Source organism: Pandoraea sp. XJJ-1 (assembly GCF_026802345.1).
GTDB lineage: Bacteria > Pseudomonadota > Gammaproteobacteria > Burkholderiales > Burkholderiaceae > Pandoraea > Pandoraea cepalis.
Genome location: NZ_CP113827.1, coordinates 857,723 through 883,514 on the forward strand (window position 1 = coordinate 857,723; position 25,792 = coordinate 883,514).

Below are 25,792 nucleotides of genomic sequence, written 5' to 3' on the forward strand. Positions count from 1 at the left end.
AATCGCGGTTCCGATTGAAAGGGGTAGGACATGGTCAAGGTAGGTATCGTAGGCGGCACCGGCTACACCGGTGTGGAGCTGCTCCGTTTGCTGGCACAGCACCCGGAAGTGAAGTTGACGGCGATCACCTCGCGCAAGGAAGCGGGTACGCCGGTCGCCGATATGTATCCGAACCTGCGAGGCCGTGTCGACCTGGCGTTCTGCACGCCCGACGACGCCCGCCTGACCGATTGCGATGTGGTGTTCTTCGCCACGCCGCACGGCGTGGCCATGGCGCAAGCGCGTGAGCTGCTCGCCGCCGGTGTGCGCGTGATCGATCTGGCGGCGGATTTCCGCCTGAAAGATATCGCCACGTTCGAAAAGTGGTACGGCATGCCCCACGCTTGCCCCGACATTCTCGAAGAAGCCGTCTACGGCCTGCCCGAAATCAACCGCGACAAGATCAAGAGCGCCCGCGTCATCGGTCTGCCGGGCTGCTACCCCACGTCCGTGCAACTAGGCTATGCGCCGCTGTTTGCCGGTGGTCGCAAGCTGGTCGACCCCAAACACCTGATCGCCGATGCCAAGTCAGGGGCGAGCGGTGCGGGTCGCAAGGGGGAGACGTCGCTGATTCTCGCGGAGTCGGCCGACAACTTCAAGGCCTACGCCGTGAAGGGCCATCGCCATCACCCGGAAATCAAGCAGGGTCTGGAGGCGATCGCGGGCTACGACGTGGGCCTGACGTTCGTGCCGCACCTGCTGCCCACGATTCGTGGCATCCACTCGACGCTTTACGCGACGATCCTGCCCGAAGCGCGCGACACCGATTTCCAGGCGCTGTTCGAGACGTATTACGCCGGCGAGCCGTTCGTGGACGTGCTGCCGGCCGGCTCGATGCCGGAAACGCGCTGGGTGCGCGCATCGAACTATGTCCGTATGGCGGTGCATCGTCCGGGCAATGAAGATACGCTGGTGATCCTCGTCGTCGAGGACAATCTGGTCAAGGGCGCGTCCGGTCAGGGCGTGCAGTGTATGAACCTGATGTTCGGCTTGCCGGAGAACATGGGGCTGACCCATATTCCCGTACTGCCGTAACGGTATTTATGGTCTCTAAGCCCTTGATTTTTCTGCCGTCGGCACAATCTGGGAATAGAGACTAGAATGGTACCGAACCGATTTTTGGAGATTTGCGATGAACGCACCGCTTGAGGCCGCCGTCACGGAAATGCCCGCTTTCCTGGTCTTTACCGACAGCGCCGCGGACAAGGTCAAGCAACTGATCGACGAGGAAGGCAACGCCGAGCTGAAACTGCGCGTTTTCGTGCAGGGCGGCGGTTGCTCCGGCTTTCAGTATGGTTTCACCTTCGATGAAGACGTCAACGAAGACGATACCGTGCTCGACAAGAACGGCGTGTCGCTGCTGATCGACTCGATGAGCTATCAATACCTCGTCGGCGCCGAGATTGACTATAAGGAAGACATCAACGGCGCGCAGTTCGTGATCAAGAACCCGAACGCTTCCACGACTTGTGGCTGCGGTTCTTCGTTCTCGGTCTGAGCCGCACGAAAGCCGTATCTGGATGCAGTACGAGACAGGGCCCGCGAGGGCCCTTTCTTATTGCTCCGTCGATTTCCTGCTGCGATGGGTGTACCTGGCTCAGTGCGGATAGATCGCGCCGAGAATGCGAGGGCCGTGCGCGCCGGTGACGGATGCAAGATTCCCCGGTTGCCTGACCAGGCAACGTTGCGCGAGCCAGGCGAAGGCGCGGGCCTCGACTTGATGCGGCGGTACGCCGAGCGCCTCGGTCGTCGCGACGGTCACACCCGGCAAACGCGCCGCGATGGCTTGCATGAGTGCACGATTGCGCGTTCCGCCACCGCAGGCGTAAAACCCTTTGCAGTCGGGCGCGTAACGCAACACGTCGTCGGCGACACACTGCGCGGTCAGCGCGACGAGCGTGGCCTGGACATCCACCGGCGACACGCCCGGAGCGGCCGCCAGTCGGGCATCCAGCCAGTTCGCGTGGAACAGGTCGCGACCGGTGCTCTTCGGCGGCGTCTGACGGAAGTAAGGCTCGCTCAACAACGTGCCCAGCAAGGCCTCGTCGACGTGTCCACTGGCGCCCCAGGCGCCTGCGTCGTCATACGAGGTTCCGAGATGACGGGCGGCCCAGCCATCGAGCAGTGCATTGCCCGGGCCGCAGTCAAAGCCGCAGACGGGCTGGCCGGATGCGGCCGCCGGCAGAATCGTCACATTGCTGATGCCGCCGAGATTGCAGACGACGCGCGTTTGCCCGGCATCCGAAAACACCGCCTGATGGTAGGCGGGCACAAGCGGTGCGCCCTGGCCGCCGGCGGCGACATCCCGGCTGCGAATGTCTGCGACGACATCGATGCCGGTCAATTCCGCAAGCAGTGCGGGCGCGTTGAGTTGGCGCGTATAACCGATTCCATCGAACTCGCCCGGACGGTGGCGGATCGTCTGCCCATGGGCGCCGATGGCAGCGATAGCGGACGCCGGCAATCCGGCCGCCGTGAGCAGCTCGCGCACGCAGTCCGCATAGACGCTTACCAATGCGTTCGCCGCCAGCGCTTCCCGGTGCAGCTCGTTTTCCGAGGGCGCTTGCAACACCATCAACGTTTCACGCAGATCGCCCGGAAAAGGGAGATAGGCTTCTGCGAGCACCTGCCCGCTGGCTGACGCGACGAGCACGCCGTCGACACCGTCGAGACTGGTGCCGGACATCAGGCCGATGAAATGGGAGGGAGATGCTGGGGCGTCGAGGTGGCGAGCGGTGTCGGTCATGGGCGGAGCGGGGCCGGAGAAATCGAATCCGCACCGGGAGGGGGCGCAGGTGAGTCACCTATCGCCCCGCACAGTGCGGTCTCCAGCATACCTCAATCGCGCTCGGCGACCTGCACGGTGCGCATCAGATCGATGCGCTTGAGAAGGTTCTCAGCGTACATGTCGAATAGCTTCAGGCGCGGACCCGAGAGCGGCGCGACCGCCGCCACGTCCGTTGAGAACGGGTTGAGCGGCACACCCTTGAAGCGCAGTTCATAGTGCAGGTGCGGGCCGGTGGCCCAGCCCGTCTGCCCGACGAAACCGATAACCTGGCCTTGGGTGACACGCGTACCGGGCTTCATGCCTTGGCCGAAGCCGGACAGGTGGGCGTAACGCGTCTGGTAATTGCCTGAGTGATCGATCTCGACCAGATTGCCGTAACCGTTTTGCTTTCCGACGAACTTGACCACGCCGTCGCCGGCTGCAAACACGCGCGTGCCGATAGGCGCTGCCAGATCCACGCCTTCGTGCTGCTTCCACTTGTGCTGGAACGGATGCTCGCGACCGCCGAAGGCCGACGAAATCCGCGAAAATTCGACCGGCGTGCGCAGGAAAGCCTGTTTCAGATTGCGACCGTCAAAGCCGTAGTACGCGCCCTCGGGCGCGCCCTTCGGATCGGCGTACCAGATGGCCTGGTGTGTCTTGCCCTGATTGATGAATTCGATCGCCAGCACACGGCCAGTGCGCACGGTGCGATCCTGCTGCTTGATCACCTCGTACACGAGGCGGAAGCGGTCGCCGCGGCGAACGTCACGCTGGAAGTTGATCACCCCGGAGAAGATGTTCACCATCTGCGCGACGACCGCATCGGGCACGCCCGCATCGTCCATCGCCGTGAAGAAATTGCCCGCGATGGCACCGGAGCGCATGGCCCATTCGGTATCGTTGGCAAGCTGCTCCATACGGGCGCGCAGGCGACCGCCGTCGTTGCGATCGATCACCAGTTGCTGGGCCGCAGTGCTGCCGTTGGACAACACGGTGGAGAGCGAGACGAGCTTGCCGTCGTCGTCGGTCTCGGCCTGCACGACATTCCCTGGAGGCACGCCGATCAGGCGACGGGCGACGGCGTTCTCACGAATGAACCGCTCGGCCGCGGGGTCCTGGATCGACAACCGCGAGAGCATGTCGCCCAGGGTTTCGCCGCGGCGCAGGGCCACTTGATGAATAAAGGTCTGGGATTGCGCGTCGAGCTGCTGAATCTGTTTGGCCAGGTCGGGGAAGGTGAGCGGCAATGTCACGCTCACACCGTTGCGGGCCGCGTCGGGCACCATCGGTGCCACGCCGAAAGCGGTCACCATTCCCAACGTCAGGGCAGAACCGACCGTTGCCACGATTTGCACCTTCCTGCGACGGTGCTTGGGCTGCGTGGGATCGATCAGCGTCAGCAGTTCACGCGCAAAAAAATCACGGAGTTTTGGCCACATCACGTAAAATTCTGCGCAACTTACAAAAAAAGCCCGGGCGGAGCGGCACGCTTCGAGATTGCCTGTCGGAATTCCGGGGCAACCCGGCGTCGCTTCGGCCCGAGCCGAGAATTGAGCCGCGATTATAGCAGAGCTACCGCGGCCTCCGCCTTTACTGACTGCTCAAGGGAAACCCTGAACCAGTCTGGACAATGATGTTATGACAAGTGAACACGCACTCACCTCGGAAAAGAAGTATCCCGTGACCGACGCCGCGCGGGCCGCACTGGCGATCGCCAAGCGCGGTTGCGACGAGCTGCTCGTGGAAGAGGAGTTCCTCCAGAAGCTGGCGCGCAGTGAAGCGACCGGCAAGCCGCTGCGCATCAAGCTGGGACTGGACCCGACGGCGCCCGACATCCACATCGGCCACACCGTGGTGCTCAACAAGATGCGCCAGTTGCAGGATCTGGGGCACACGGTCATCTTCCTGATCGGCGATTTCACGTCACTGATCGGTGATCCGTCGGGCCGTAACAGCACGCGTCCGCCGCTCACCCGCGAGCAGATCGAGTCGAACGCCAAGACCTATTTCGAGCAGGCCGCGCTGGTGCTCGACCGTAACAAGACCGAAATTCGCTACAACAGCGAATGGTCGATGAAGCTGGGCGCGGACGGCATGATCAAGCTCGCGTCGCGCTACACCATGGCGCGCATGCTCGAGCGCGAGGACTTCACCAAGCGTTTCCAGGGCGGCGTGCCGATCGCCATCCACGAATTCCTGTATCCGCTCATGCAAGGCTACGACTCGGTGGCCCTGGAGTCGGATCTGGAACTCGGCGGGACCGACCAGAAGTTCAACCTCCTCGTGGGCCGCGAATTGCAGAAGCAATACGGCCAGGAGCCGCAGTGCATTCTGACGATGCCGCTGCTGGAAGGACTGGACGGCGTTGAGAAGATGTCGAAGTCCAAGGCCAATTACGTGGGCATCAGCGAGAAGCCGAGCGAGATGTTCGGCAAGCTCATGAGTATCTCGGACGATCTGATGTGGCGTTACTACGAGCTGCTCTCGTTCCGTACGCTCGACGAGATCGCCCAATTGCACAAGGACGTCGAAGGCGGGCGCAATCCGCGCGACGTGAAGGTGCTGCTCGCGCAGGAGATCGTGGCGCGCTTCCACTCGCAAGCCGATGCCGAGCGCGCGCTCGAGGATTTCAACGCGCGCGCCAAGGGCGGTGTGCCGGACGACATTCCGGAAGTTTCCCTTGAAGGCGCGCCGCTGGGGATCGCTCAGCTCCTCAAGCAGGCGGGCTTGGTGCCGTCGACGTCGGAAGCCAACCGCAACATCGAGCAGGGCGGCGTGCGGATCGACGGCGAGGCCGTGTCCGACAAGGGCGCGAAGATCGACGCCGGCACCTATGTCGTGCAGGTCGGCAAGCGCCGCTTCGCGCGCGTGACGCTCGCTTGAGCGTCGCCGCCCGATCGCCGCTGATGTGGCGCCTGCAGGCGCGGGTCAGCCGATGATCGCGCTCATCCAGCGGGTGCTCGAAGCCGCCGTGACGGTCGATGGCCGCACGGTGGGCGCCATCGGTCCGGGCCTGCTCGCCCTCGTGTGCGCCGAGCGCGGCGACACCGAAGCGAGCGCGGACAAGCTGCTCGCTAAGCTGCTCGGCTATCGCGTGTTCTCGGACGAGGCGGGCAAGATGAACCGCAGCGTGTCGAGCCTCGACGGCAACGGCGCGGCTGGCGGCTTGCTGCTCGTCTCGCAGTTCACGCTGGCGGCCGACACCCACAGCGGTACCCGGCCGAGCTTCACCCCGGCGGCCAGTCCGGCCGACGGCAAGCGGCTCTTCGATCATTTCGTGACGCAGGCGCGTGCGCGCCATCCGATCGTGGAAACGGGCGAATTCGGCGCTTACATGCGCGTCTCGCTCGTGAACGACGGACCGGTCACGTTCTGGCTTCAGACGCGTCCCGACGCCGGTTGACGTTCGGGGTGGGCGGCGTGTGCTGCCGATACCGCGCGTTATCTGCGCCGCCGGCCGCATCCGCCCAGGGCCTATCCCGAAAATTGCTCGGAATCGTCCGGTTGTGGGGGATGGCCCGCACGCGATTCGCATCGGTGTGATACCGTCGTCGAGTTCCGAAACGACAATGCTTGGGAGAAACCGATGAAAGTCTGGAGTGACTCGTTTGCCGACAATGCGGCGATAGATGAACAGTTCGCCTTCGGCAAACCGGATGCACAGGCGCACGTGGCGCTGTCGCAGAACAAGAATCCCCATTTGGCGTGGTCCGATGCGCCGGCCGGTACCCGTTCGTTTGTCGTGATCTGCACCGATAGCGACGTACCGAGCCAGGGCGACGACGTCAACCAGGAAGGTCGCGAAGTGCCGGCGACGCTGCCGCGCGTCGATTTCTATCATTGGGTGCTCGTGGACGTGCCGGCGTCGGTGTCCGAGATCCCGGCGGCCAGCCATAGCAACCACGTTACGCCGCGCGGCAAGTTCGGCCCGGACGCGCTCGACGGCATGCGTCACGGCGTCAACGACTACACCGCCTGGTTTGCGGGCGACGAGGGCATGCGCGGCGATTACTACGGCTACGATGGCCCGTGCCCGCCGTGGAACGACACGATCGTGCACCACTACCACTTCACCGTGTACGCGCTCGATATCGCCCGTGTGCCGCTCGACGGCCGTTTCGGGGGCGACGACGTGCTCGCGGCGATTCAGCCACACGTGCTTGGGCAGGCGCGCGTGACCGGCACCTACACGCTCAATCCGGCGCTGGCCTGACGGCGCGCCGTTTGCCTCCGCCCGCTTTGACTCACGCCACACGTAACAAGCAATCGCATCGATGACCGGCATGACCACGACCCTGACTTTGATTCGCCACGGTGAGACTGACTGGAACCGCGCCAAACGGATTCAAGGCCACACCGATATCCCGCTCTCGACCGAGGGCGAGCATCAGGCGGTCTTGTTGGGACAGCGTATCGAACGCGAGGTGGCGGCACGCGGGCGCGTTTTCGACCACGTGCTTACGAGCGATTTGCAGCGAGCGGTGCAGACGGCGGAACCCGTCGCGCGCGCGTGCGGTTTGCCGCTGGTGCGCACCGCGAGTTTGCGGGAGCGTCACTATGGGGTCTTCGAAACCCGTGTGCCGGACGAGATCCAGGCGGAATTTCCGCAAGACTATGCACGCTGGCAGAGCCGCGATCCCGATTTCGTGATTCCCGGCGGCGAGTCCACGCGAGGTTTCTACACGCGTATCACCGAGTCCGTCGCGCAACTGCTGCACGACTATGCGGGCAAGCATCTGGCGCTGGTGGCGCATGGCGGCGTGCTCGATTGCTGCTATCGGCTCGCAACGCGGCTTGCATTGACCGAGCCGCGAGCCTATCCGCTGCTCAATGCGAGCGTGAACCGCCTGGCCTACGATGGCCAGCGCTGGCAAGTGCTGTGTTGGGGGGATGTCGCGCATCTGGACGCCGCCGTGCGAGACGAAAGCAACGACAGGCCGGAGGGCGCTGCCGCCATGGATCGCGTCGATCCGCGCGTGGTGTGACAGGCTGGCCGGTCGGGTCAGCACGTCGGGGCGTGTAAGGCCGCTAAGTCACCTAAGTCACCTAAGTCCGCTAAGTCTGCCAAATCCGCTAAGGGCCGTGACGCAGACGTGCCTAGCGTTCCAGCGATGACTGCACGACGACAACATCGGGCGTCGCCAATGCGCGACGTCGCGCGCGGTGCGCCACGCTGTTGCGCATCGACCAGCGGGCGACCTGCGCCATGTGACGCACCGCGGGCCGCACCGTCAGGCGACGTACCGTCGCCCCTTCCCCGAAGCCGAGCATCGCCTGCGACCAGTCGGGCAGCAAATCGATGCCTGCGCGAAACAACACGCCGCTGAACAGGCGCGCGCCTGTGAACGGCGCGGGCAGATTGCGCAACACACGCACGACTTCGTCGGTGCGCTCGCTCGCGCACAAGGCCGGGCGCATGGCCGCGAGATAGTCGTCGATCTGCGCGACACTCGTCGGCACGTCGCGAGCGCCGAGCGCCACCGCAATGCGCGCGACTTCCGCGTAATAACGATCCTGCTCGCTTCGGGCGAACGCCGGATCCTTGTAGACGAGATAGCTGCGCAGGAAGCTCGACGTCTCGGCCACATGCACCCACGTCAGCAGATCCGGATCGTAAGCGGCGTAGGGGCGCCCGTCGGGGGCGACGCCCTTGACCTGCAGGTGGATGCGTCGCACCCGCTCAAGCAGCGCCTGCGCGTCGGCGGTATTGCCGAACGTCGTGCCGCCGATGAATGTGGCCGTGCGGCGCAGACGGCCGATCACGTCCTGTCGGAAGGTCGAGTGATCCCAGACGCCGGCCATCGCGAGCGGGTGCAACGACTGCATCAGCAGCGCGCTGATGCCGCCGATCATCATCGACGTGAAGTCTCCATGCACATGCCAGCAGGCGGCGTCCGGGCCGAACAGGCCGGGGTCGCCAGCCGGGGTGTCGTAGTTCAGTCGTGGAGCGCCGGGGCCTGAGGTCAGGCTCACCAGCCGCATCGCAATGGCGTGCCGCACACGTCCCGACACGCCCACGACCGGCCCGGCAGGCCGCAAGGGCGTTGCCGGAGGTGGTGTCGGGAGGTCGTCGTGCGAGGACATGCGAGGTTCAGTGTGGCGATGTCAAAGCGGCAGGTTTCACTTGCCGGTGGCGTCGGGCGACCAGAGCGAGCTGCTGTCCGGCGCACTGCCAGGGGCGGCCAGTCCGAAGTGACGATACGCGGCAAGTGTCGCGACGCGCCCGCGAGGTGTGCGTTGCAGGAAGCCCTGCTGGATCAGGTACGGCTCGATCACGTCTTCGATGGTGTCGCGCTCTTCGCCGATGGCGGCGGCGAGGTTGTCCACGCCCACGGGGCCGCCGTCGAACTTGTGGAGCACGGCTTCGAGCAGCTTGCGGTCCATCACGTCGAGGCCGACCGAATCGACGTCGAGCATCGAGAGCGCGGCGTCGGCCACGGCGGCGGTAATGCGCCCGTCGGCCTTCACTTCGGCGTAGTCGCGCACACGCCGCAGCAACCGGTTGGCGATACGCGGCGTGCCGCGCGCGCGACGGGCGATCTCAAAAGCACCGTCGTCGACGATGGCCGCGCCCAGCAGGCCGGCCGAGCGGCGCACGATGCCGGTCAGTTCTTCGGCCGTGTAGAACTCCAGACGCGCCACGATCCCGAAGCGGTCGCGCAGCGGATTCGTCAGCATGCCGGCGCGCGTGGTCGCTCCCACGAGCGTGAACGGTTGCAGATCGAGCTTGACGCTGCGCGCCGCAGGGCCTTCGCCGATCATGATGTCGATCTGGTAATCCTCGAGCGCCGGATACAGGATTTCCTCGACGACGGGCGAGAGTCGGTGGATTTCGTCGATGAACAGCACGTCGTTGGCTTCGAGATTGGTCAGCAGCGCGGCGAGGTCGCCCGGGCGCTCGAGCACGGGCCCCGACGTCTGGCGCAAATGCACGCCCATTTCGCGGGCGATGATGTGGGCGAGCGTCGTCTTGCCCAGGCCCGGCGGCCCGAACAGCAGCACGTGGTCGAGCGGTTCCGAGCGCTTGCGCGCGGCCTCGATGAAGATCTCCAACTGGCCGCGCACCTTGCGCTGACCGACATATTCGTCGAGCAGCTTGGGACGCAGCGCGCGCTCGAAGGCTTCTTCGTTAGGCGAGGCCGGGGTCGGCGCAATGATGCGCTCGGCGGCGAGTTTGTCGGTTTCGATCATGGCTGCATTGTAGCGCTTCGGACGTCGCTTGCCGGCGTGAGGCAGCACGGTATGCCGCGACGTACGACGATGACCGTGATGGCAACCGCCACGGCAAGCGCACGCGTAAGGGCAACCGCAACCGCAACGGCGGTGGTGCCGCTCAGCCGACCAGACGACCGCGCCGCACGCGCAGGCCCTTGGCCGCAAGGGTCGGGGCGACGCCGGCCAGTGCCGAGTACGTCTCGCCGCTGTGCGCATGGCAGATGGCGACGCCCAGCGCGTCGGCCGCATCCTTGCCGGGGGTTCCGGTGAGCGTGAGCAGACGGGTGACCATCTCCTGGACCTGCTCCTTTCGGGCGCGTCCGTAGCCGACCACCGCTTGCTTGAGCTGCATCGGCGTGTATTCGAAGACCTCGAGCCCGCCGACCGACAGCGCTGTGATCGCCGCGCCGCGCGCTTGTCCAAGCAGAAGCGTGGATTGCGGATTGACGTTGACGAACACCTTCTCGATGGCCGCCTGATCGGGCCGATAGGTGTCGACCAGTTCCGCCACGCTCTCGAAGATGATGCGCAGCCGCGCGGGCAGTGTGCCTTCGCCGGTGCGTATGACGCCGCTCGTCACGTACTGCAGACGGTTGCCGTGCTTTTCGAGCACGCCGAAGCCAGTGACACGCAGCCCGGGGTCGATGCCAAGAATTCTCATGCGGGGGCCAATGATCGGAAAACCGACCGATGCGGGGCGAAGACGCCAATATGGCCCGTATTCTGGCACAGCCGCGCGAGGGCGTCGCTCAAGGTGTGTTTCATCGGGTGAGACGCGATGACGCCGCACCCCAGCGGATGACAACCCGGTGCGCGATAACGCCGCGGGCCGCGTCGCGTCGATTTGTCGCGGTGCCCGAGCCTGAATGCGCGGGACGTTGCCCTTCGCGGCGCGACGGATTGTTGTACATTGTTTGCTGTTCAAAATATTCGACGGCCTGCGTGCGGGCCGCCCGTCCCCGATGCTCTGGATCAAAGCGCTCCATATCGTTTTCGTCGCCTCGTGGTTCGCCGGCCTGTTCTACCTGCCGCGCATCTTCGTCAACCTCGCGATGGAGAGCGATCCCGCTGCCACGCAGCGCCTGCTGCTCATGGCCCGCAAGCTCTATCGCTTCATGACGATACTGGCGGTGCCCGCGCTCGCTTTCGGACTGATCCTCTGGCTGTACTACGGGATCGGACGCTACGGCGGCTGGTTGCACGCCAAGCTGCTCATCGTGGTGTTGCTGCTGGGGTACCACCATGCGTGCGGCCGTCTGCTGCGCAAATTCGAAACCGGTCGCAACACACATTCGCATCGCTGGTATCGCTATTTCAACGAATTTCCGGTGCTGGCGCTGCTCGCGGCGGTGATCCTCGTGGTCGTCAAGCCGTTCTGACGCGCCGGATCATTTTTCACCCACGTCGTCGCACATCGCCAGCACTGGCCACCGCACCATCGCGCGCCCACCCGCGCCCACCACCAATACCCGAGAGGAGTCTGCCGTGAGTCTGACCTGCGATTATTTCGTGGCGCCGCCGTCGCCCTATGTCTACATGGGGCAGGCCCGCTTTGTCGAACTGGCACGTCGCTACGACGTGCAGATCCAGTTGAAGCCGATGGATATCGGGCGCATCTTCGCCGGCTCGGGCGGCCTGCCGCTGGCCAAGCGTGCGCCGCAGCGCCAAGCGTATCGTCTGGTCGAGCTGGCGCGCTGGTCCCGCTATCTCGGCGTGCCACTCAACCTGGAACCGAAGTACTTTCCGGTGGCGGGCGATCCGGCGGCGCGTTTGATCGTCGCCGCGCAGCTCGCGCATGGCACGGACAAGGCGCTCGCGCTGACGGCGGCCATTTCGACGGCGCTGTGGGCCGAGGAGCGCAACATCGCCGACGAGGCAACGTTGCAGGCGATCGCCGACAGCCTGTCGCTCGACGGCGCATCGCTGCTCGCGGCGTCGAAGACGGCCGGCGTGCAGGCGGCCTACGACGCCAACACCGACGACGCCGAACGCGCCGGCGTCTTCGGCGCGCCGTGGTTCGTGTTCGACGGCCAGCCCTACTGGGGCCAGGACCGCCTCGATTTTCTCGAACGGGCTTTTGCCGACGCTCAGGGCACTCGGCGCTGATCCGGCATACCGAACGTGTCGTCCGGTGCCCGCGGGTGCGGGTAGCGGCAACCTGCCAAGGAGTGAAGAGGATGAGTCTTCCGGAAGTGGTGCTGTACAAGAGCGTGCCGCCAGATGTGCGCGCGCGGTTGGCCGAAACCTTTACGCTGACGGAATTCGACGGGGTGAACGACGGCAATCGCGCGGCATTCATGGCGGCGTTGGGCCGCGCCGAGGGCGCCATCGGCGGGGGCATGAACGTCACGCCAGCATTGCTGGACGCCGCACCCAGGCTCAAGGCCTGGGCCACCATTTCCGTGGGCTACGATCAATTCGACGTGGCCGATCTCACGCGTCGCGGCATCGTGCTGATGAATACCCCCGATGTGCTGACGGAAACCACGGCGGATACCGTCTTCGCCCTGATTCTGTCGAGTGCCCGGCGCGTCGTCGAACTGGCCGAACTGGTGAAGTCGGGCGGTTGGACGGCGAGTCTCGACGAGGCACATTTCGGTACCGACGTGCAAGGCAAGACGCTTGGCATCGTCGGCATGGGCCGCATCGGCGGCGCGGTCGCGCGTCGTGCCGCGCTCGGTTTCGGCATGAAGGTGTTGTACAGCAACCGTTCGCGCAACGAGGCTGCGGAGCAGGCCTACGGCGCTCGGCACCGGGCACTTCCGGCGTTGCTGGCCGAAGCCGACTTTGTCGTGACGCTCGTACCGCTATCGCCGGCGACGGAACGGTTGATCGGAGCGAACGAATTCGCGCAGATGAAGCCGGGCGCCATTTTCATCAACGCGGCGCGCGGCAAGGTGATCGACGAGGCGGCGCTGATCGATGCGCTGGCGTCGGGCCATCTGCGTGGGGCGGGCCTCGACGTGTTCGAGCGCGAGCCGGTGTCGGTCGATTCGCCGCTGCTGAAGATGAAGCAAGTGGTCGCGCTGCCGCATATCGGTTCGGCAACACACGAGACGCGCCATGCCATGGCCGCGTGCGCGGCGGACAACCTCGTTGCTGCGCTGACCGGCAAGCCATTACAGAACGCCGTCAATCCGCAGGCACAGCAGCGCTGAGCGCGGCATAGGCGCTGACCTTAAGCGATGCGAAATGACGAGGGTGAGGCGATAGCCGTGGCTATCGCCCTTCGTTCGTCGTCCGGCGGCGATTGATGACTTCCTTCGCGCGGGCGAGTTGGGCGGGCAGGCGATCGCCCAGGCGCAGCGCCATGCCCACGGCGAGCACGTCGCCAATGGCGAGATGCGCGATACGCGAGGTCAGTGGCGAGTAGACGTCGGTGTCTTCGTCGACATCGGCGAAGAGCGCGACGCTCGCCTGCCGCGCCAGTGGCGAGTTGCTGTGCGTGATTGCAATCACGCTCGCGCCCGCCGTTCGCGCCAACTGGACGGCTTCAAGCAGATCCTGCGTGCGCCCGGTGTTGGAGATTGCCACCACCACATCCCCTTGTCGCAGCAGCGCGGCCGACATTCCGTAGACATGCGGGTCGCTATATGCCACGGCGGGCACCCCGAGCCGGAAGAACTTGTGCTGCATGTCCTGTGCGGCAATCCCCGACGCCCCCGCGCCATAGAACTCGATGCGCCGTGCCCCGGCAAGCAGCTCGATGGCTTGCCCGATACTGTCGGGCGAGAGATTGTTGCGAACCTGCATGAGACTGCCGATGGTGCGGTCGAGCACCTTGCTGGCGATGCCCGGCACCGGTTCGTCGGGGCGGACGTCGCGGTGTACGAACGGCACCCCTTGCGCGATGCCCTGCGCCAGCCGGATCTTGAACTCCCGATAGCCACTGCAACCCACCGCCTGACAGAACCGGGCGATTGTCGGTTGGCTGACGCTGGCGCGTTCGGCGAGTTCGTTCATCGACAGATCGACGACTTCGCGCGGCGCATCCAGCACATAGGTCGCGAGCTTGCGCTCGGACGGGCGCAATTGGGTCAGCGTGGCTTTGATTCGGTTCAGCATGGCAGGCGTCGACAAAAGCAGGCGCCCACTATAGCACCCGCAGGTCCCGGCGCCGCAGTGCGGGCGCGGATCGGCACGTGTGCATGTTGCGGCGAGAATGTACAAAAACTACAGGAAATCAGCATTTCATATTATGGGGTTACGTTTCTTGATACGGTAAAATTCGACGTAACTATTGGATAACACTAGGGACAAGCCCGGATGCCGATGTCTTTCGATTGATGCGATGTAGAATTTCTACTAAACTCCGCTCCGAATCGCACCTACCCTGGGTGCGTCGCAATTTCCGTTCCCCGGCATGATGTCTGAGCAAAAGAAGCCCCTGCACCCGACCGTAATGGCCGTCACGGCGCGCATTGCCGCGCGCAGCCGCGACACGCGTGCGGCGTATCTGGCCCGCATCGACGCCAGCGCCGGACGCTTCCCGCAGCGCGGCGCGCTGTCCTGTGCCAATCTGGCGCACGGATTCGCCGCCATGCCGGCCAATGACAAGCTCGTCCTGCGCGAACAGCGTCGTCCGAACGTCGGCGTCGTCACGGCTTACAACGACATGCTCTCGGCACATCAGCCGTATGAGTCGTATCCGGCGCGTTTGCGCGAAGCCGCGCGCGAGCTTGGCGCCACGGTGCAGGTCGCAGGCGGGGTGCCGGCGATGTGCGACGGCGTCACGCAAGGCAACGCGGGCATGGAGCTATCGTTGTTCTCGCGCGAGATCATCGCCATGAGCACGGCGGTCGCGCTCTCGCACAACATGTTCGATGCCGCGCTGATGCTCGGTGTTTGCGACAAGATCGTGCCGGGTCTCGTGATCGGTGCCCTGCAATTCGGTCATCTGCCGACGATTTTCGTGCCGGCTGGTCCGATGGCGAGCGGCTTGTCGAATGACGAGAAGGCCAAGATCCGCCAGGCATATGCCACGGGCAAGGTCGGCCGCGACGCGCTGCTCGAAGCCGAGTCGCAGGCCTATCACGGTGCAGGCACCTGCACGTTCTACGGCACCGCCAACAGCAATCAGCTCCTGATGGAAATCATGGGCCTGCACCTGCCGGGCGCGGCCTTCGTGCATCCGCACATGCCGCTTCGCGACGCACTGACCGACGCCGCCCTCGCGCGCGTGCTGGCCATCGGCGCCGACACGCCCGACTACACCCCGATCGGCCATGTGGTCGACGAGCGTGCCGTCGTCAACGGCATCGTCGGCCTGCTGGCCACGGGCGGTTCCACCAATCACACGCTCCATCTGGTGGCGATGGCCCGCGCGGCGGGCGTCATCATCGATTGGGACGATTTCGACGCGTTGTCGGCCGTGGTGCCGCTCATGGCGCGCGTCTATCCGAACGGCAAGGCCGACGTGAATCATTTCCACGCGGCGGGTGGCATGGGCTTCCTGATCGGCGAATTGCTCGACGCCGGCCTGCTGCACGACGACGTCAAGACCGTGGCCGGTCCGGGCCTCGCGCGCTACCGCGCCGAGCCGTGGCTGTCGCCCGATGGACTGGCGTGGCGCGCCGGTAGCGCCTACAGTGGTGATCGTGACGTCCTGCGCGGCCATGCCGAACCGTTCGCCCCCGATGGCGGATTGCGGCTCATGCACGGCAATCTGGGACGCGGCGTCATCAAGGTGTCGGCGGTCAAGCCGGAACATCGGCGCGTGGCCGCAACGGCACGCGTATTTGCGTCGCAGGAAGCGGTTCAGACCGCGTTCGACGCCGGTGAATTGCGTCGCGACGTGGTCGTGGTGCTGCGTGGCCAGGGGCCGCGCGCCAATGGCATGCCCGAGCTGCACCGTCTCACCCCGCTGCTCGGTGTTTTGCAGGACGAAGGGTTTGCGGTGGCACTCGTGACCGATGGTCGGATGTCCGGCGCCTCGGGCAAGGTGCCCGCCGTGATTCACGTGTCGCCCGAAGCATCGGGCGGCGGCCCGCTGGCACGGGTGCGCGACGGCGATCTGATCGTGCTCGACGCGAACGCCGGCATGCTGCACGCCGAGGTGGCCCCGCAGGTATGGGAGGCGCGTGAGATGGCAGAGGTGCCGGTCTCGGGCGACGACACCGGGCGTCTGCTCTTCGGTCACATGCGCGCGGCGGTGGGCGCGGCTGAAGCCGGCGCGTCCGTGTTCTTCGGTTCTGAGTGACGTGCCGGTCACGTCGCTGCATTCAAGGAAAACGTAATGGACATCAATGACATCGTTCGTGCCGGCCCCGTGGTTCCGGTGCTCCAGTTCGACAGCGTCGAGCAGGGCGAGCAGGTCTCGCGCGCGCTGCTCGCGGGCGGCGTGCGGGTCCTCGAAATCACGCTGCGCACCCCGGCCGCGATGGACGTCATTCGCCATGTGGCGGGGCTGTCCGACGAACTGATTGTCGGCGTGGGCACGCTCACACGCCCGGAAGAAATGGCGCAGGCCGTGGCGGCCGGCGCGCGCTTCGGCGTCTCGCCGGGCTACACGAGCGCGCTGGGCGCGGCGGCCAAGGCAGCAGGTCTGCCGTTGCTGCCGGGCGTGGTGACGCCGTCCGACATTCTCGCGGCGCTCGCCGATGGCTACGACACGGTGAAGTTCTTCCCGGCCGAACCGTCGGGGGGCGTGCCGATGCTCAAGGCCCTTTACGGGCCGTTCCGGCACGTGCGTTTCTGCCCGACGGGCGGTATCAGCGCCGAGTCGGCGCCGTCGTATCTCGCGCAACCCAATGTGGTGTGCGTGGGGGGATCGTGGCTCACCCCCAAGGCGCTCGTGGACGCGCAGGACTGGGACGGCATTACGCGTCTCGCGCGAGCGGCGACTGCCTTGCCGCGCCGCTAGGCAACACCGGTTTCATCGAAGCAACGCATCACATCCCACAATTCCAATAATCGGGCGCAAGCCCTTCGGGCATTCGCCCATCTAGCCAAACGAGGAGACCCCCCATGGTCGCGGTGCAAGGCAACTTGCTGCTGGTGTACGCGCTAGTCGCGGTAATCGCGCTGATTCTGCTGATCGCGCGTTTCAAACTGAATCCGTTCATCACGCTGATCGTCGTCTCGCTCGTGCTCGGGCTGGCGGTGGGTATGCCGATGGGGGGAATCGTCAAGGCGTTCGAGACAGGCGTGGGCAACACGCTGGGGCACATTGCGCTGGTGGTGGGGCTTGGCACGATGCTCGGCAAGATGATGGCCGAGTCGGGCGGGGCCGAGCGCATTGCGCGCACGCTCATCGGCGCTTTCGGTGAGAAGAACGTGCACTGGGCGATGGTCGTGATCGCGTTCATCGTCGGTCTGCCGGTGTTCTTCGAAGTCGGTTTCGTGCTGCTGATTCCGATTGCGTTCAACGTCGCCAAGCGGACCGGTACGTCGATGGTGCTCGTGGGCATTCCGATGGTGGCGGGCCTGTCGGTCGTGCACGGCCTAATTCCGCCGCACCCGGCCGCGTTGCTCGCCGTGACCGCCTACAACGCGGACATCGGTCACACCATCATGTACGCGCTGATCGTCGGCATTCCGACGGCGGCCATTGCCGGCCCGCTGTTCGCAAAGCTCATGGCGCGCCACGTGGTGCCCAATCCGGACAATCCGCTGCTCTCGCAGTTCGTCGAAAAGGACCGTGCGCTGAACGAACTGCCGGGCTTCGGCATCACGCTGTTCACGATCCTGCTGCCGGTGATCCTGATGCTCATCGGTAGCTGGGCCGACCTGTTCTTCGCGCCGAAGACGTTTGCCAACGAATTTCTGCGCCTGATCGGCAACTCGGTGATGGCGTTGCTGATCGCCACGCTCGTGAGCTTCTTCACGTTCGGCAAGCAGCGCGGTTTCAATCGCGACCACATCCTGAAGTTCACCAACGAGTGTCTGGCGCCGATCGCCACGATTACGCTGGTGGTGGGAGCGGGTGGCGGTTTCGGGCGTATCCTGATGGACAGCGGCGTGTCGAAGGCGATCGTCGATGTCGCGACGAACGCCCACCTCTCGCCGCTGCTGTTGGGCTGGCTGGTGGCGGTGCTGATTCGTATCGCGACGGGCTCGGCCACGGTGGCCATGACCACGGCGTGCGGCATCGTCGCACCGATCGCGGCGGCCGCCGGTGCCACCGTGAAACCGGAATTGATGGTGCTGGCCACGGGCGCGGGCTCGCTGATCCTGTCGCACGTCAACGACGGCGGCTTCTGGCTGGTCAAGGAATATTTCAACATGACCGTGCCGCAGACCTTCAAGACCTGGACGGTGTGCGAGACGATCATTTCGGTTGTGGCGTTGCTGCTGACGCTCGGCCTCGCCACGGTGGTGTGAGGTAGCGATGCAGGGCGTGCAACAGCGTCAATACGCTGACGCGAGTCAGCCGGTTACAAGGAGGCGAGCCATGATCGTCGTGGTAATGGGCGTATCGGGCAGCGGCAAGAGCACGGTCGGGCAACGACTTGCCGAGCGTCTGGGCTGCGGGTTTTCCGACGCGGATTCGTTTCACAGCGCCGCGAACATCGAAAAGATGCGGCGCGGTGAGGCGCTTAACGACAACGACCGCGCCCCGTGGCTGGCGGCGATTCGCGAGGCGATCGTCGCGCGCCGCGTGGCGGGGCGTCACCACGTGTTCGCGTGTTCGGCGTTGCGCTCGCGCTATCGCGACGTGCTGGGCGAGCACGACGGCGACGTCGTGTTCGTCTACCTGAAGGGGGCCCCCGAGGTGATCGGCGAGCGCCTGGCGTCGCGTGGCGGGCACTTCTTCGACCCGGCGCTGTTGCAAAGCCAGTTCGACACGCTCGAAGAACCGCGCGACGCGTTGGTGATCGACATCCGCGAGTCGCCCGACGCCATCGTCGAGACGCTGTTGCACAAACTCGCCGCCTGCCCCGGTGGCGCGGCGCTGACGCCGGCCGGGTCGGCGCGCGTACAATAGCGGTTTATTCCCTCCGCCGGCACTTCGCGTGCCGGTCGTACGCATCGAAATGGCTTCCTTCGAATTCTTCGCGCCCTGTCCTCGCGGACTGGAAGAGGCGCTCGCCGCCGAATTGGCAGAGCTGGGACGTCTGGCGCCCGTGTCGGTGGGCAAGCAGGTGCCCGGTGGCGTGCATTTCGCCGGTCCGTGGGCCGCCGGCATGGCCGCCAACCTGCATTCGCGCATTGCGAGCCGCGTGCTGCTTCGCATCGCACAGCAGGCGTACCGCACCGAACAGGACATCTACGACTTCGCCTTGCGTCAGCGCTGGGAAGAGTGGTTTTCGTCTCAGCAGACGCTGCGCGTGGACGTCACCGGCATCAAGGCGCCGGTGCGCAGCCTCGAATTCGTCACGCTGCGGATCAAGGACGCTGTGTGCGACCGCCTGCGCGAGAAGACCGGCACGCGGCCGAACATCGATACGTCGCAGCCCGACGTGCGGGTGTTCGCCTTCCTGACCGCCACCGACGCTACCCTCTATCTCGATACTTCGGGCGAAGCGCTGTTCAAGCGCGGCTGGCGCCTGGACAAGGGGGCGGCCCCGCTGCGCGAGAATCTGGCTGCGGGCATTCTGCGTCTGGCCGGCTGGCGCACCGACACGGCGGCCGACATGGTGCTGTACGACCCGATGTGCGGCAGCGGCACCTTCCTCGCGGAAGCGGCGCAGATTGCGCTGGGCGTGCCCGCGGGTGCCGAGCGCCGCTTTGGCTTCGAGAAGCTCAAGGGCTATGACATCACGGCATGGCAGGCGCTGAAGGTGCAGGCCACCGAAGCGCAACGCGATGCCCGCGTGCGCGGTGTGCCGCCGACGATTTTCGGCAGCGATATCTCGGGCGACATGCTGGCCAAGGCCCGCGCCAACCTGGAGCGTGCGGGCGTGGGCGACATCGGCCTCAAGCAGGTGGATGCGCGCGATATGTCGCCCCCGGTGGATCGACCCGGCATCATCGTCGCCAATCCGCCGTACGGCGAGCGTATCGAAGTGCGCGGACGTCGCGGATCGCGCGACGCCGATGACGGCGACGAATCGCCGGACATGCAGGGCAATCGCGGCGGTCAGTTCCAGCGCAATCAGCCTGACGGTGTCGACGCGGCATTCTTTCGCGCCTTCGGCGACGCGCTCAAGCAGCGCTTTACGGGCTGGAGTGCCTATCTGCTGACGGCCGACATGAGTCTGCCCGGACAGATGCGTCTGCGCGAATCGCGTCGTACGCCGCTGTTCAACGGCGCGCTCGAATGCCGTCTGTTCCGCTTCGACCTGATTGCCGGCTCGGTGCGCAAGCGCGCGGAAAGTGAGGGCAAGAGCGAAGGCAAGGACGAGGCGGGCGCGCCGCAAGCGTAAGCGAATCGTCTCGTTCGACGTTACGACAAAGACCGGCGGCCGCCGGTCTTTTGCTTTGTGCGCGACGGGCGCGTCGTGGCTACTGGTCGGTGGCGGGAGACCAGGCGACCCGCCTGGCTGAAGGGGGGGCAAGTGATGGAGGTGGTGCAGGTGGTGCAAGCGATACCGCCGATGCGGCTTGCGTCTCCCCGCGTCGCTGCGCCGCCAGCGTTGCGAGGCGCACGCGCAGTTCGCTCGGCGAGACCCGAGCGCGCTCTGGATCGCACGTCACGTTGTCCGGGTCCGACAGATCGCTGTCGTAGTCGAGGCCGGTGCGCGGCGAGTGGCCGGAAACGTTCATGAATCCGACGGGTGTAACGTTCCGGAGCCACCGCTCCGTCTCGCAGGTGATGGCGTTCTCGGACACGATGTCGTCACGGAAGGTTTCGCCGCGCGGATCCGGGTAAATCTCCCAGGTGTCGTCTCTCGCTTCCCAATGCGGCCAGAGCTGGCCGTCTGCGCCGAAATGCGTATATGCCAGCGCCTGATAGGCCTTGCGGCATGCCTCGCGCCGGGCACTATCGTCCGGTCGATCGCGTGTCGCCGTATTGAGCAGTCGCGTGAGGCACCCCGTGTCGCCCGACGATACGCTGTAGAAGTACACCCACTTGTTGGTGACGTCGAACGTCCACGGCACGGCGACGTCGTGACCGAACGCCTGCAGGATGCGCAGCGTCAGCACGTCGTCGGCCACGTGAACGGGGTCCTGGCGTTCCAGTACGGATCGCGCCCAGTCGTTCAGCGTCGGCGTGATCACGAGCCGCTCGAAGAGGGACCAACCCGTCGGGCGTGCGCACAGGCGTTGCACGAGATCGACGGCAAGGGCAGTGGGCAGGCCCGCATCCCTGAGCGAATCGACCGTGACCTCGTGGTCTTCGAGCACGGCCAGCCGGCGCAGTGCCAATTGCTGCTGCGCGTTGAGGGCCGGTTCGCCGACGGCCGTCCTGCCGACGTAGCAATCGATTTCACGTCCGAACACGCTGTCCGGATGTTCGGCGGCAAGGGTGATTGCCGCCTTCGTCGGATTGCACTTGGGGTTGAGGGCGCGGATCTGGACGACGTCGCTCCAGGCCATCGTCCGATAGATCGGCGCCAATGCCGGCGTACTCAGACGCGCCGTTGCGCCTGTGCCGACATGATGATTTTCCACGTTCATCGGGACTCTCCTTCGGACAATGCAAGAGATGGCATTGTCGGGAAGGCGTTCGATGCGAGGTATCGAGATCGTGCGCCGTCATTGTCCAAACGGGGACGGACGCCTCGAAGGGTCCGATGGTGAAGCGCTCGGATGGTCCGCGGCGGGTCCCCGGATCATGCGCGCCGTTCGGTCAGGAAGCGGCGCAGGATGCCGTGCGAGTAATGGCTGGCCACCTCGCGCAGAAAGCGCGGGAAGTCGACGTGGGCGGTGTCGTCGGCGCTATCGGAGAGCGTGCGCATCACCGCGAACGGAACGCCGTACTCGTGACACACCTGTGCCACGGCGGCCCCTTCCATCTCCACGGCGAGGGTCTGCGGCAGCGCGTCGCGCAGCCGGCTGACCTCGCCCGCGCTGGAGACGAACTGATCGCCGCTCGCGACTTGCCCGACGTGCACGCGTGGGGCGCTCATCTGCCATTCGGTGCGCAGCGCGACAGGCACTTGCGTCGCCATCTCCTCGGCGAGCCAGTCGCGCGCCGCTTTCGCAAGGGCGTCGCGCAGCGGCGGTGCGCTGGCGAAGGTGTCGCGCCCGAGCAGCGGGATTTCGAAACGAGGGAAGAGGGGGCTGGCGTCCATGTCGTGCTGCACGAGCGTGTCGGCCACGACGATGTCGCCGACCGACAACCCATGCGCGAGTCCGCCGGCCACGCCTGTGAAAACGAGCTCGTCGATCGCGAACCGGTGAATCAGCGCGGCGGTCGTGGCGGCCGCCGCAACCTTGCCGACACGTGCGAGCACGACGACACAGTCATGGCCATGCAGCTTGCCCACGTGGTAGTCGCGCATACCGATGGACTCGACGTGCGCGCCGGGCGCCATCTCGGCGAGCAGATCGGTAATTTCTTCGTGGAGAGCGGCGACAATGCCGAGCGTCATGGCGCGGTTCCTGGGAGCAATGAGGAGCGCGCATTGTAGCGCGGGGCTGCCGGTCACCTTCCCGTGCAGCCCCGCAGTCCGGCCGATGGCGAACGTGTCGCCTTAGTCGACGGCCTTGACCATTTCCTCGACGACCTTCTTCGCGTCGCCGAACACCATCATGGTCTTGTCGAGATAGAACAACTCGTTATCGAGACCGGCATAGCCCGCCGCCATCGAACGCTTGTTGACGATGATCGTCTTGGCCTTGTACGCCTCGAGAATCGGCATGCCGGCGATCGGCGATGTCGGATCGTTCTTCGCGGCCGGGTTCACCACGTCGTTCGCGCCGAGCACCAGCACCACGTCCGTCTGGCCGAATTCGCCGTTGATCTCGTCCATCTCCAGCACCTGATCGTACGGCACTTCGGCTTCGGCGAGCAGCACGTTCATATGACCCGGCATGCGCCCTGCCACCGGGTGAATGGCGTAGCGCACATTCACCCCCTTCTCGGTGAGCTTGTCGGTCAACTCCTTCAGGGCGTGCTGCGCGCGGGCGACGGCCAGGCCGTAACCCGGCACGATCACCAGCGATTCCGCGTTGCTCATCAGGAACGCGGCGTCGTCAGGCGAACCCGACTTCACCGGCCGTTGTTGTTGCGCGCCGCCCGCAGGGCTCGCGCCCGGCGTTGCACCGAACCCGCCGAGAAGCACGTTGAAGAACGAGCGATTCATGGCTTTGCACATGATGTACGACAGGATCGCGCCTGACGAACCCACGAGCGAGCCCGCGATGATGAGCATCGGGTTGTTCAGCGAGAAGCCGATACCGGCGGCCGCCCAGCCCGAGTACGAGTTCAGCATCGACACGACGACGGGCATGTCCGCGCCGCCAATCGGGATGATGATGAGCACACCGAGCACGAACGCGATGGCCGTCATCAGAACGAACGGCAGCCAACTTTGCGACAGGAAGAAGATGACGCCGAAGCCGAGCATCGCGATGGCGAGCAGTAGGTTGACCGTGTGCTGGCCCGTGAACTGGACCGGTGCGCCCTGGAACAAACGGAACTTGTACTTGCCCGAGAGCTTGCCGAAGGCGATGACCGACCCCGAGAACGTGATCGCGCCGACGAACGTGCCGATGAACAGCTCGATACGGTTACCGGAAGGCAGCACCGTTTCGCCGGCCGGCACAATGCCGAACGCCGCCGGTTCCGCCACCGCCGCCACCGCGATACACACGGCCGCAAGACCAATCAGCGAGTGCATGGCCGCGACCAGCTCCGGCATCTTGGTCATCTCGACCTTGCGTGCGACGAACGCGCCGATGCCACCGCCGACCACGAGCCCACCCAGAATCAACCCGAGACCCGAATAGTTCCCGCCCATCAGGCGTCGCAGTTCAAAGATCAACGCAATCGTGGTGAGGGCCGCAATGGCCATCCCGATCATGCCGAACGCATTGCCGCGTCGCGCCATCTTCGGATTCGACAGGCCCTTGAGCGCCTGAATGAAACAGATCGACGCGACCAGATACAGCAGCGTGACGAGATTCATGCTCATTGCTTGTCCCCTTCAGCCTTCGCCGGCTTGTCTTTCTTCTTGAACATCTCGAGCATGCGCTGTGTGACGAGGAAGCCCCCGAACACGTTGACCGCCGCAAGCGCCACGGCCACGACACCCATCGTCTTGCCGAGCGCGCCTTCCGTGAGCCCGGCCGCGAGCATCGCGCCCACGATCACGATGGCCGAGATCGCGTTCGTCACCGCCATGAGCGGCGTGTGCAGCGCAGGCGTGACGTTCCACACCACGTGATAGCCGACGTACACCGCCAGCACGAAGATGATCAGATTGATCACCGTGTGATTGATCATTTCCATGGTCGTGTCTCCCCCTTATGCCGCACGCAGCACTTGACCGTCGCGGCACATCAGGCACGCACTGACGATGTCGTCGTTGGTATCGATGACGAGCTTGCCTTCCTTGTCGATCACCAGCTTCAGGAAGTCGAGCACGTTACGGGCATACAGCGCCGAGGCGTCGGCCGCCACCATGCCCGCGAGGTTGGTGTAGCCCGCAATCGTTACGCCATGCACCTTGACGACCTCGTCGGCTACCGACAACGGGCAATTGCCGCCGCCGTTCGCGCCGCGCCCTGCCGCCAGATCGATGATCACCGAGCCGGGCTTCATGGCCTTGACGGTGTCTTCGGCGATGAGCGTCGGTGCGGCGCGTCCCGGAATCAACGCGGTGGAGATGACGATGTCCGCTTGCGTCAAACGTGTGTGCACGAGTTGCGACTGACGCGCGAGCCATGCCGCCGGCATCGGGCGCGCATAGCCGCCCACGCCCTTGGCGATCTCGCGTTCCTCGTCGGTCTCGAAAGGCACGTCGATGAACTTGGCGCCGAGCGATTCGATCTGCTCGCGCACGGCCGGACGCACGTCCGACGCTTCGATGACCGCACCGAGACGCTTGGCCGTGGCGATGGCCTGCAACCCGGCGACGCCGGCGCCCAGCACGACCAGACGCGCGGCCTTGACCGTGCCGGCGGCCGTCATGAGCATCGGCATGAAACGCTGATACAGATTGGCGGCAAGCATCACGGCCTTGTAGCCGGCGATGTTGGCCTGCGAAGACAACACGTCCATGCTTTGCGCGCGCGTGGTCCGCGGCGCGGCTTCCAGGGCGAAGGCCGTAATGCCGGCGGCCGCCATGCGCGCATTGTTCTCGGCATCGAACGGGTTGAGCATGCCGACGACGACGCTGCCGCGCGGGATGAGTGCGAGTTCTTCGGAGGAGGGGGCCCGTACCTTGAGTACGAGTTCTGCCCCCAGGGCGTCGGCGGCGGTGCCTAATGTGGCGCCGGCGGCTTCGAAGGCCGCGTCGGGCACGCTTGCGGCGTCTCCTGCACCGCGTCCAACCACGATCTGATGTCCTGACGCGACCAGCTTCTTCACCGTCTCGGGCGTGGCCGCGACACGGGATTCGCCGGTAAGCGTTTCGGCGGGGATGCCGATTCTCATTACGTCTCTCCTTGGGTTTGTGAACTGATCTCATCAGCGGCCAAGGAGCCGCAGCGCGTGCGCTGCCGGGGCAGGCGCATTACCTGTTTCGCCGCTGATGACATTAGTCCTGCACAAACCACTGCAATCGAACTACTGCACAAACCGGTGATGCGGTACTGCCACTGCATGCTGCACATTGCTGGTGCTGGAAGCTTACCCGAAGATGACAGGCACGCCTATTGCACGAAACCGCATATGGATATGCCGACGGGGCCGGGACGATGGTCGTTGCGGCCGACCGACCGGTCGGTCGTCTCGGCCGCCACACTCACGACGCTCACCCGTCCTCAGCGCCAAAC

Annotated in this window: 25 protein-coding genes; 14 read left to right on the forward strand and 11 right to left on the reverse strand. The window is 65.2% G+C overall.

Annotated elements, in window-relative coordinates; translation table 11 throughout:
• Nucleotides 1–30: 30 nt before the first annotated feature.
• Both argC and erpA read left to right on the forward strand, forming a co-directional pair.
• A complete protein-coding gene (gene argC / locus OYT13_RS03865) occupies nucleotides 31–1,074 on the forward strand; it encodes an N-acetyl-gamma-glutamyl-phosphate reductase (RefSeq protein WP_017235648.1) in 1,044 nt (347 codons plus the stop codon).
• Between the two features lie 97 nt (nucleotides 1,075–1,171).
• Nucleotides 1,172–1,537, forward strand: coding sequence for an iron-sulfur cluster insertion protein ErpA (gene erpA, locus OYT13_RS03870; protein WP_017235649.1), 366 nt, complete (start codon nucleotides 1,172–1,174; stop codon nucleotides 1,535–1,537).
• 99 nt (nucleotides 1,538–1,636) lie between these two features.
• Here the strand turns inward: erpA and OYT13_RS03875 are convergent, their stop codons facing one another.
• Both OYT13_RS03875 and OYT13_RS03880 read right to left on the reverse strand, forming a co-directional pair.
• On the reverse strand, nucleotides 1,637–2,785 hold the full coding sequence (locus tag OYT13_RS03875) for an anhydro-N-acetylmuramic acid kinase (protein WP_268567284.1): 1,149 nt from the start codon (nucleotides 2,783–2,785) through the stop codon (nucleotides 1,637–1,639).
• A gap of 92 nt (nucleotides 2,786–2,877) precedes the next feature.
• Complete coding sequence (locus OYT13_RS03880; RefSeq protein WP_017235651.1) at nucleotides 2,878–4,248, reverse strand: M23 family metallopeptidase; 1,371 nt, start codon at nucleotides 4,246–4,248, stop codon at nucleotides 2,878–2,880.
• Nucleotides 4,249–4,447: 199 nt separating this feature from the next.
• Here OYT13_RS03880 and tyrS point away from each other — a divergent pair, with 199 nt between their 5' ends.
• The 4 genes from tyrS (at nucleotide 4,448) to OYT13_RS03900 (ending at nucleotide 7,794) form a co-directional block, all read left to right on the forward strand.
• Nucleotides 4,448–5,692 (forward strand): tyrosine--tRNA ligase, encoded by a 1,245-nt coding sequence (tyrS, locus tag OYT13_RS03885; RefSeq protein ID WP_017235652.1) that lies wholly within the window; start codon nucleotides 4,448–4,450, stop codon nucleotides 5,690–5,692.
• A gap of 52 nt (nucleotides 5,693–5,744) precedes the next feature.
• A complete protein-coding gene (gene dtd, locus OYT13_RS03890) occupies nucleotides 5,745–6,212 on the forward strand; it encodes a D-aminoacyl-tRNA deacylase (protein WP_017235653.1) in 468 nt (155 codons plus the stop codon).
• A gap of 183 nt (nucleotides 6,213–6,395) precedes the next feature.
• Nucleotides 6,396–7,022 carry a YbhB/YbcL family Raf kinase inhibitor-like protein gene (locus OYT13_RS03895; protein WP_017235654.1) on the forward strand — a complete coding sequence of 209 codons (627 nt, stop codon included), beginning with the start codon at nucleotides 6,396–6,398 and terminating at the stop codon, nucleotides 7,020–7,022.
• 70 nt (nucleotides 7,023–7,092) lie between these two features.
• Complete coding sequence (locus OYT13_RS03900) at nucleotides 7,093–7,794, forward strand: histidine phosphatase family protein (RefSeq protein WP_051060347.1); 702 nt, start codon at nucleotides 7,093–7,095, stop codon at nucleotides 7,792–7,794.
• Nucleotides 7,795–7,906: 112 nt separating this feature from the next.
• On the opposite strand, the gene OYT13_RS03905 is transcribed toward OYT13_RS03900, so the two are convergent.
• From OYT13_RS03905 to ruvC, 3 genes are all read right to left on the reverse strand, one after another.
• Nucleotides 7,907–8,893 carry an oxygenase MpaB family protein gene (locus tag OYT13_RS03905; protein ID WP_083902410.1) on the reverse strand — a complete coding sequence of 329 codons (987 nt, stop codon included), beginning with the start codon at nucleotides 8,891–8,893 and terminating at the stop codon, nucleotides 7,907–7,909.
• A gap of 36 nt (nucleotides 8,894–8,929) precedes the next feature.
• Nucleotides 8,930–10,000: a Holliday junction branch migration DNA helicase RuvB gene (ruvB, locus tag OYT13_RS03910; RefSeq protein WP_026132306.1), complete on the reverse strand. Its 1,071-nt coding sequence runs from the start codon at nucleotides 9,998–10,000 to the stop codon at nucleotides 8,930–8,932.
• Between the two features lie 142 nt (nucleotides 10,001–10,142).
• Nucleotides 10,143–10,685, reverse strand: coding sequence for a crossover junction endodeoxyribonuclease RuvC (gene ruvC / locus OYT13_RS03915; RefSeq protein ID WP_017235658.1), 543 nt, complete (start codon nucleotides 10,683–10,685; stop codon nucleotides 10,143–10,145).
• Between the two features lie 301 nt (nucleotides 10,686–10,986).
• Here ruvC and OYT13_RS03920 point away from each other — a divergent pair, with 301 nt between their 5' ends.
• From OYT13_RS03920 to OYT13_RS03930, 3 genes are all read left to right on the forward strand, one after another.
• Nucleotides 10,987–11,403, forward strand: coding sequence for a CopD family protein (locus tag OYT13_RS03920; protein ID WP_026132307.1), 417 nt, complete (start codon nucleotides 10,987–10,989; stop codon nucleotides 11,401–11,403).
• Nucleotides 11,404–11,509: 106 nt separating this feature from the next.
• The gene (locus tag OYT13_RS03925) at nucleotides 11,510–12,130 is read left to right on the forward strand and encodes a 2-hydroxychromene-2-carboxylate isomerase (RefSeq protein ID WP_261939197.1); all 621 of its coding nucleotides are present in this window, start codon (nucleotides 11,510–11,512) and stop codon (nucleotides 12,128–12,130) included.
• A 71-nt stretch (nucleotides 12,131–12,201) separates the two neighbouring features.
• Nucleotides 12,202–13,182, forward strand: coding sequence for an NAD(P)-dependent oxidoreductase (locus OYT13_RS03930; RefSeq protein WP_150562451.1), 981 nt, complete (start codon nucleotides 12,202–12,204; stop codon nucleotides 13,180–13,182).
• 61 nt (nucleotides 13,183–13,243) lie between these two features.
• Here the strand turns inward: OYT13_RS03930 and OYT13_RS03935 are convergent, their stop codons facing one another.
• Nucleotides 13,244–14,089: a MurR/RpiR family transcriptional regulator gene (locus tag OYT13_RS03935; protein ID WP_017235662.1), complete on the reverse strand. Its 846-nt coding sequence runs from the start codon at nucleotides 14,087–14,089 to the stop codon at nucleotides 13,244–13,246.
• 301 nt (nucleotides 14,090–14,390) lie between these two features.
• On the opposite strand from OYT13_RS03935, the gene edd reads away from it, so the two are divergent.
• The 5 genes from edd to OYT13_RS03960 all read left to right on the forward strand — a co-directional run bounded on the left by edd (nucleotide 14,391) and on the right by OYT13_RS03960 (nucleotide 20,331).
• Nucleotides 14,391–16,223, forward strand: a complete 1,833-nt coding sequence (edd, locus tag OYT13_RS03940; RefSeq protein ID WP_268567848.1) for a phosphogluconate dehydratase — start codon at nucleotides 14,391–14,393, stop codon at nucleotides 16,221–16,223.
• Nucleotides 16,224–16,259: 36 nt separating this feature from the next.
• A complete protein-coding gene (eda, locus tag OYT13_RS03945) occupies nucleotides 16,260–16,886 on the forward strand; it encodes a bifunctional 4-hydroxy-2-oxoglutarate aldolase/2-dehydro-3-deoxy-phosphogluconate aldolase (protein ID WP_017235664.1) in 627 nt (208 codons plus the stop codon).
• Nucleotides 16,887–16,990: 104 nt separating this feature from the next.
• Nucleotides 16,991–18,346, forward strand: coding sequence for a GntP family permease (locus OYT13_RS03950; RefSeq protein ID WP_017235665.1), 1,356 nt, complete (start codon nucleotides 16,991–16,993; stop codon nucleotides 18,344–18,346).
• Nucleotides 18,347–18,416: 70 nt separating this feature from the next.
• Complete coding sequence (locus OYT13_RS03955) at nucleotides 18,417–18,950, forward strand: gluconokinase (RefSeq protein ID WP_017235666.1); 534 nt, start codon at nucleotides 18,417–18,419, stop codon at nucleotides 18,948–18,950.
• Between the two features lie 49 nt (nucleotides 18,951–18,999).
• A complete protein-coding gene (locus tag OYT13_RS03960; protein WP_268567285.1) occupies nucleotides 19,000–20,331 on the forward strand; it encodes a THUMP domain-containing class I SAM-dependent RNA methyltransferase in 1,332 nt (443 codons plus the stop codon).
• A gap of 79 nt (nucleotides 20,332–20,410) precedes the next feature.
• Here OYT13_RS03960 and OYT13_RS03965 read toward each other — a convergent pair whose 3' ends face one another.
• From OYT13_RS03965 to OYT13_RS03985, 5 genes are all read right to left on the reverse strand, one after another.
• The gene (locus OYT13_RS03965) at nucleotides 20,411–21,526 is read right to left on the reverse strand and encodes a hypothetical protein (RefSeq protein ID WP_268567286.1); all 1,116 of its coding nucleotides are present in this window, start codon (nucleotides 21,524–21,526) and stop codon (nucleotides 20,411–20,413) included.
• A gap of 155 nt (nucleotides 21,527–21,681) precedes the next feature.
• Nucleotides 21,682–22,443, reverse strand: a complete 762-nt coding sequence (locus tag OYT13_RS03970; RefSeq protein ID WP_261939195.1) for a 5'-methylthioadenosine/adenosylhomocysteine nucleosidase — start codon at nucleotides 22,441–22,443, stop codon at nucleotides 21,682–21,684.
• A gap of 102 nt (nucleotides 22,444–22,545) precedes the next feature.
• On the reverse strand, nucleotides 22,546–23,988 hold the full coding sequence (locus tag OYT13_RS03975; protein WP_150562454.1) for an NAD(P)(+) transhydrogenase (Re/Si-specific) subunit beta: 1,443 nt from the start codon (nucleotides 23,986–23,988) through the stop codon (nucleotides 22,546–22,548).
• On the reverse strand, nucleotides 23,985–24,305 hold the full coding sequence (locus OYT13_RS03980; protein ID WP_150588210.1) for an NAD(P) transhydrogenase subunit alpha: 321 nt from the start codon (nucleotides 24,303–24,305) through the stop codon (nucleotides 23,985–23,987). Before OYT13_RS03980 ends, OYT13_RS03975 begins: the two co-directional genes overlap by 4 nt.
• Before the next feature lie 15 nt (nucleotides 24,306–24,320).
• Nucleotides 24,321–25,451, reverse strand: coding sequence for a Re/Si-specific NAD(P)(+) transhydrogenase subunit alpha (locus OYT13_RS03985; RefSeq protein ID WP_261939193.1), 1,131 nt, complete (start codon nucleotides 25,449–25,451; stop codon nucleotides 24,321–24,323).
• Nucleotides 25,452–25,792 lie beyond the last annotated feature (341 nt).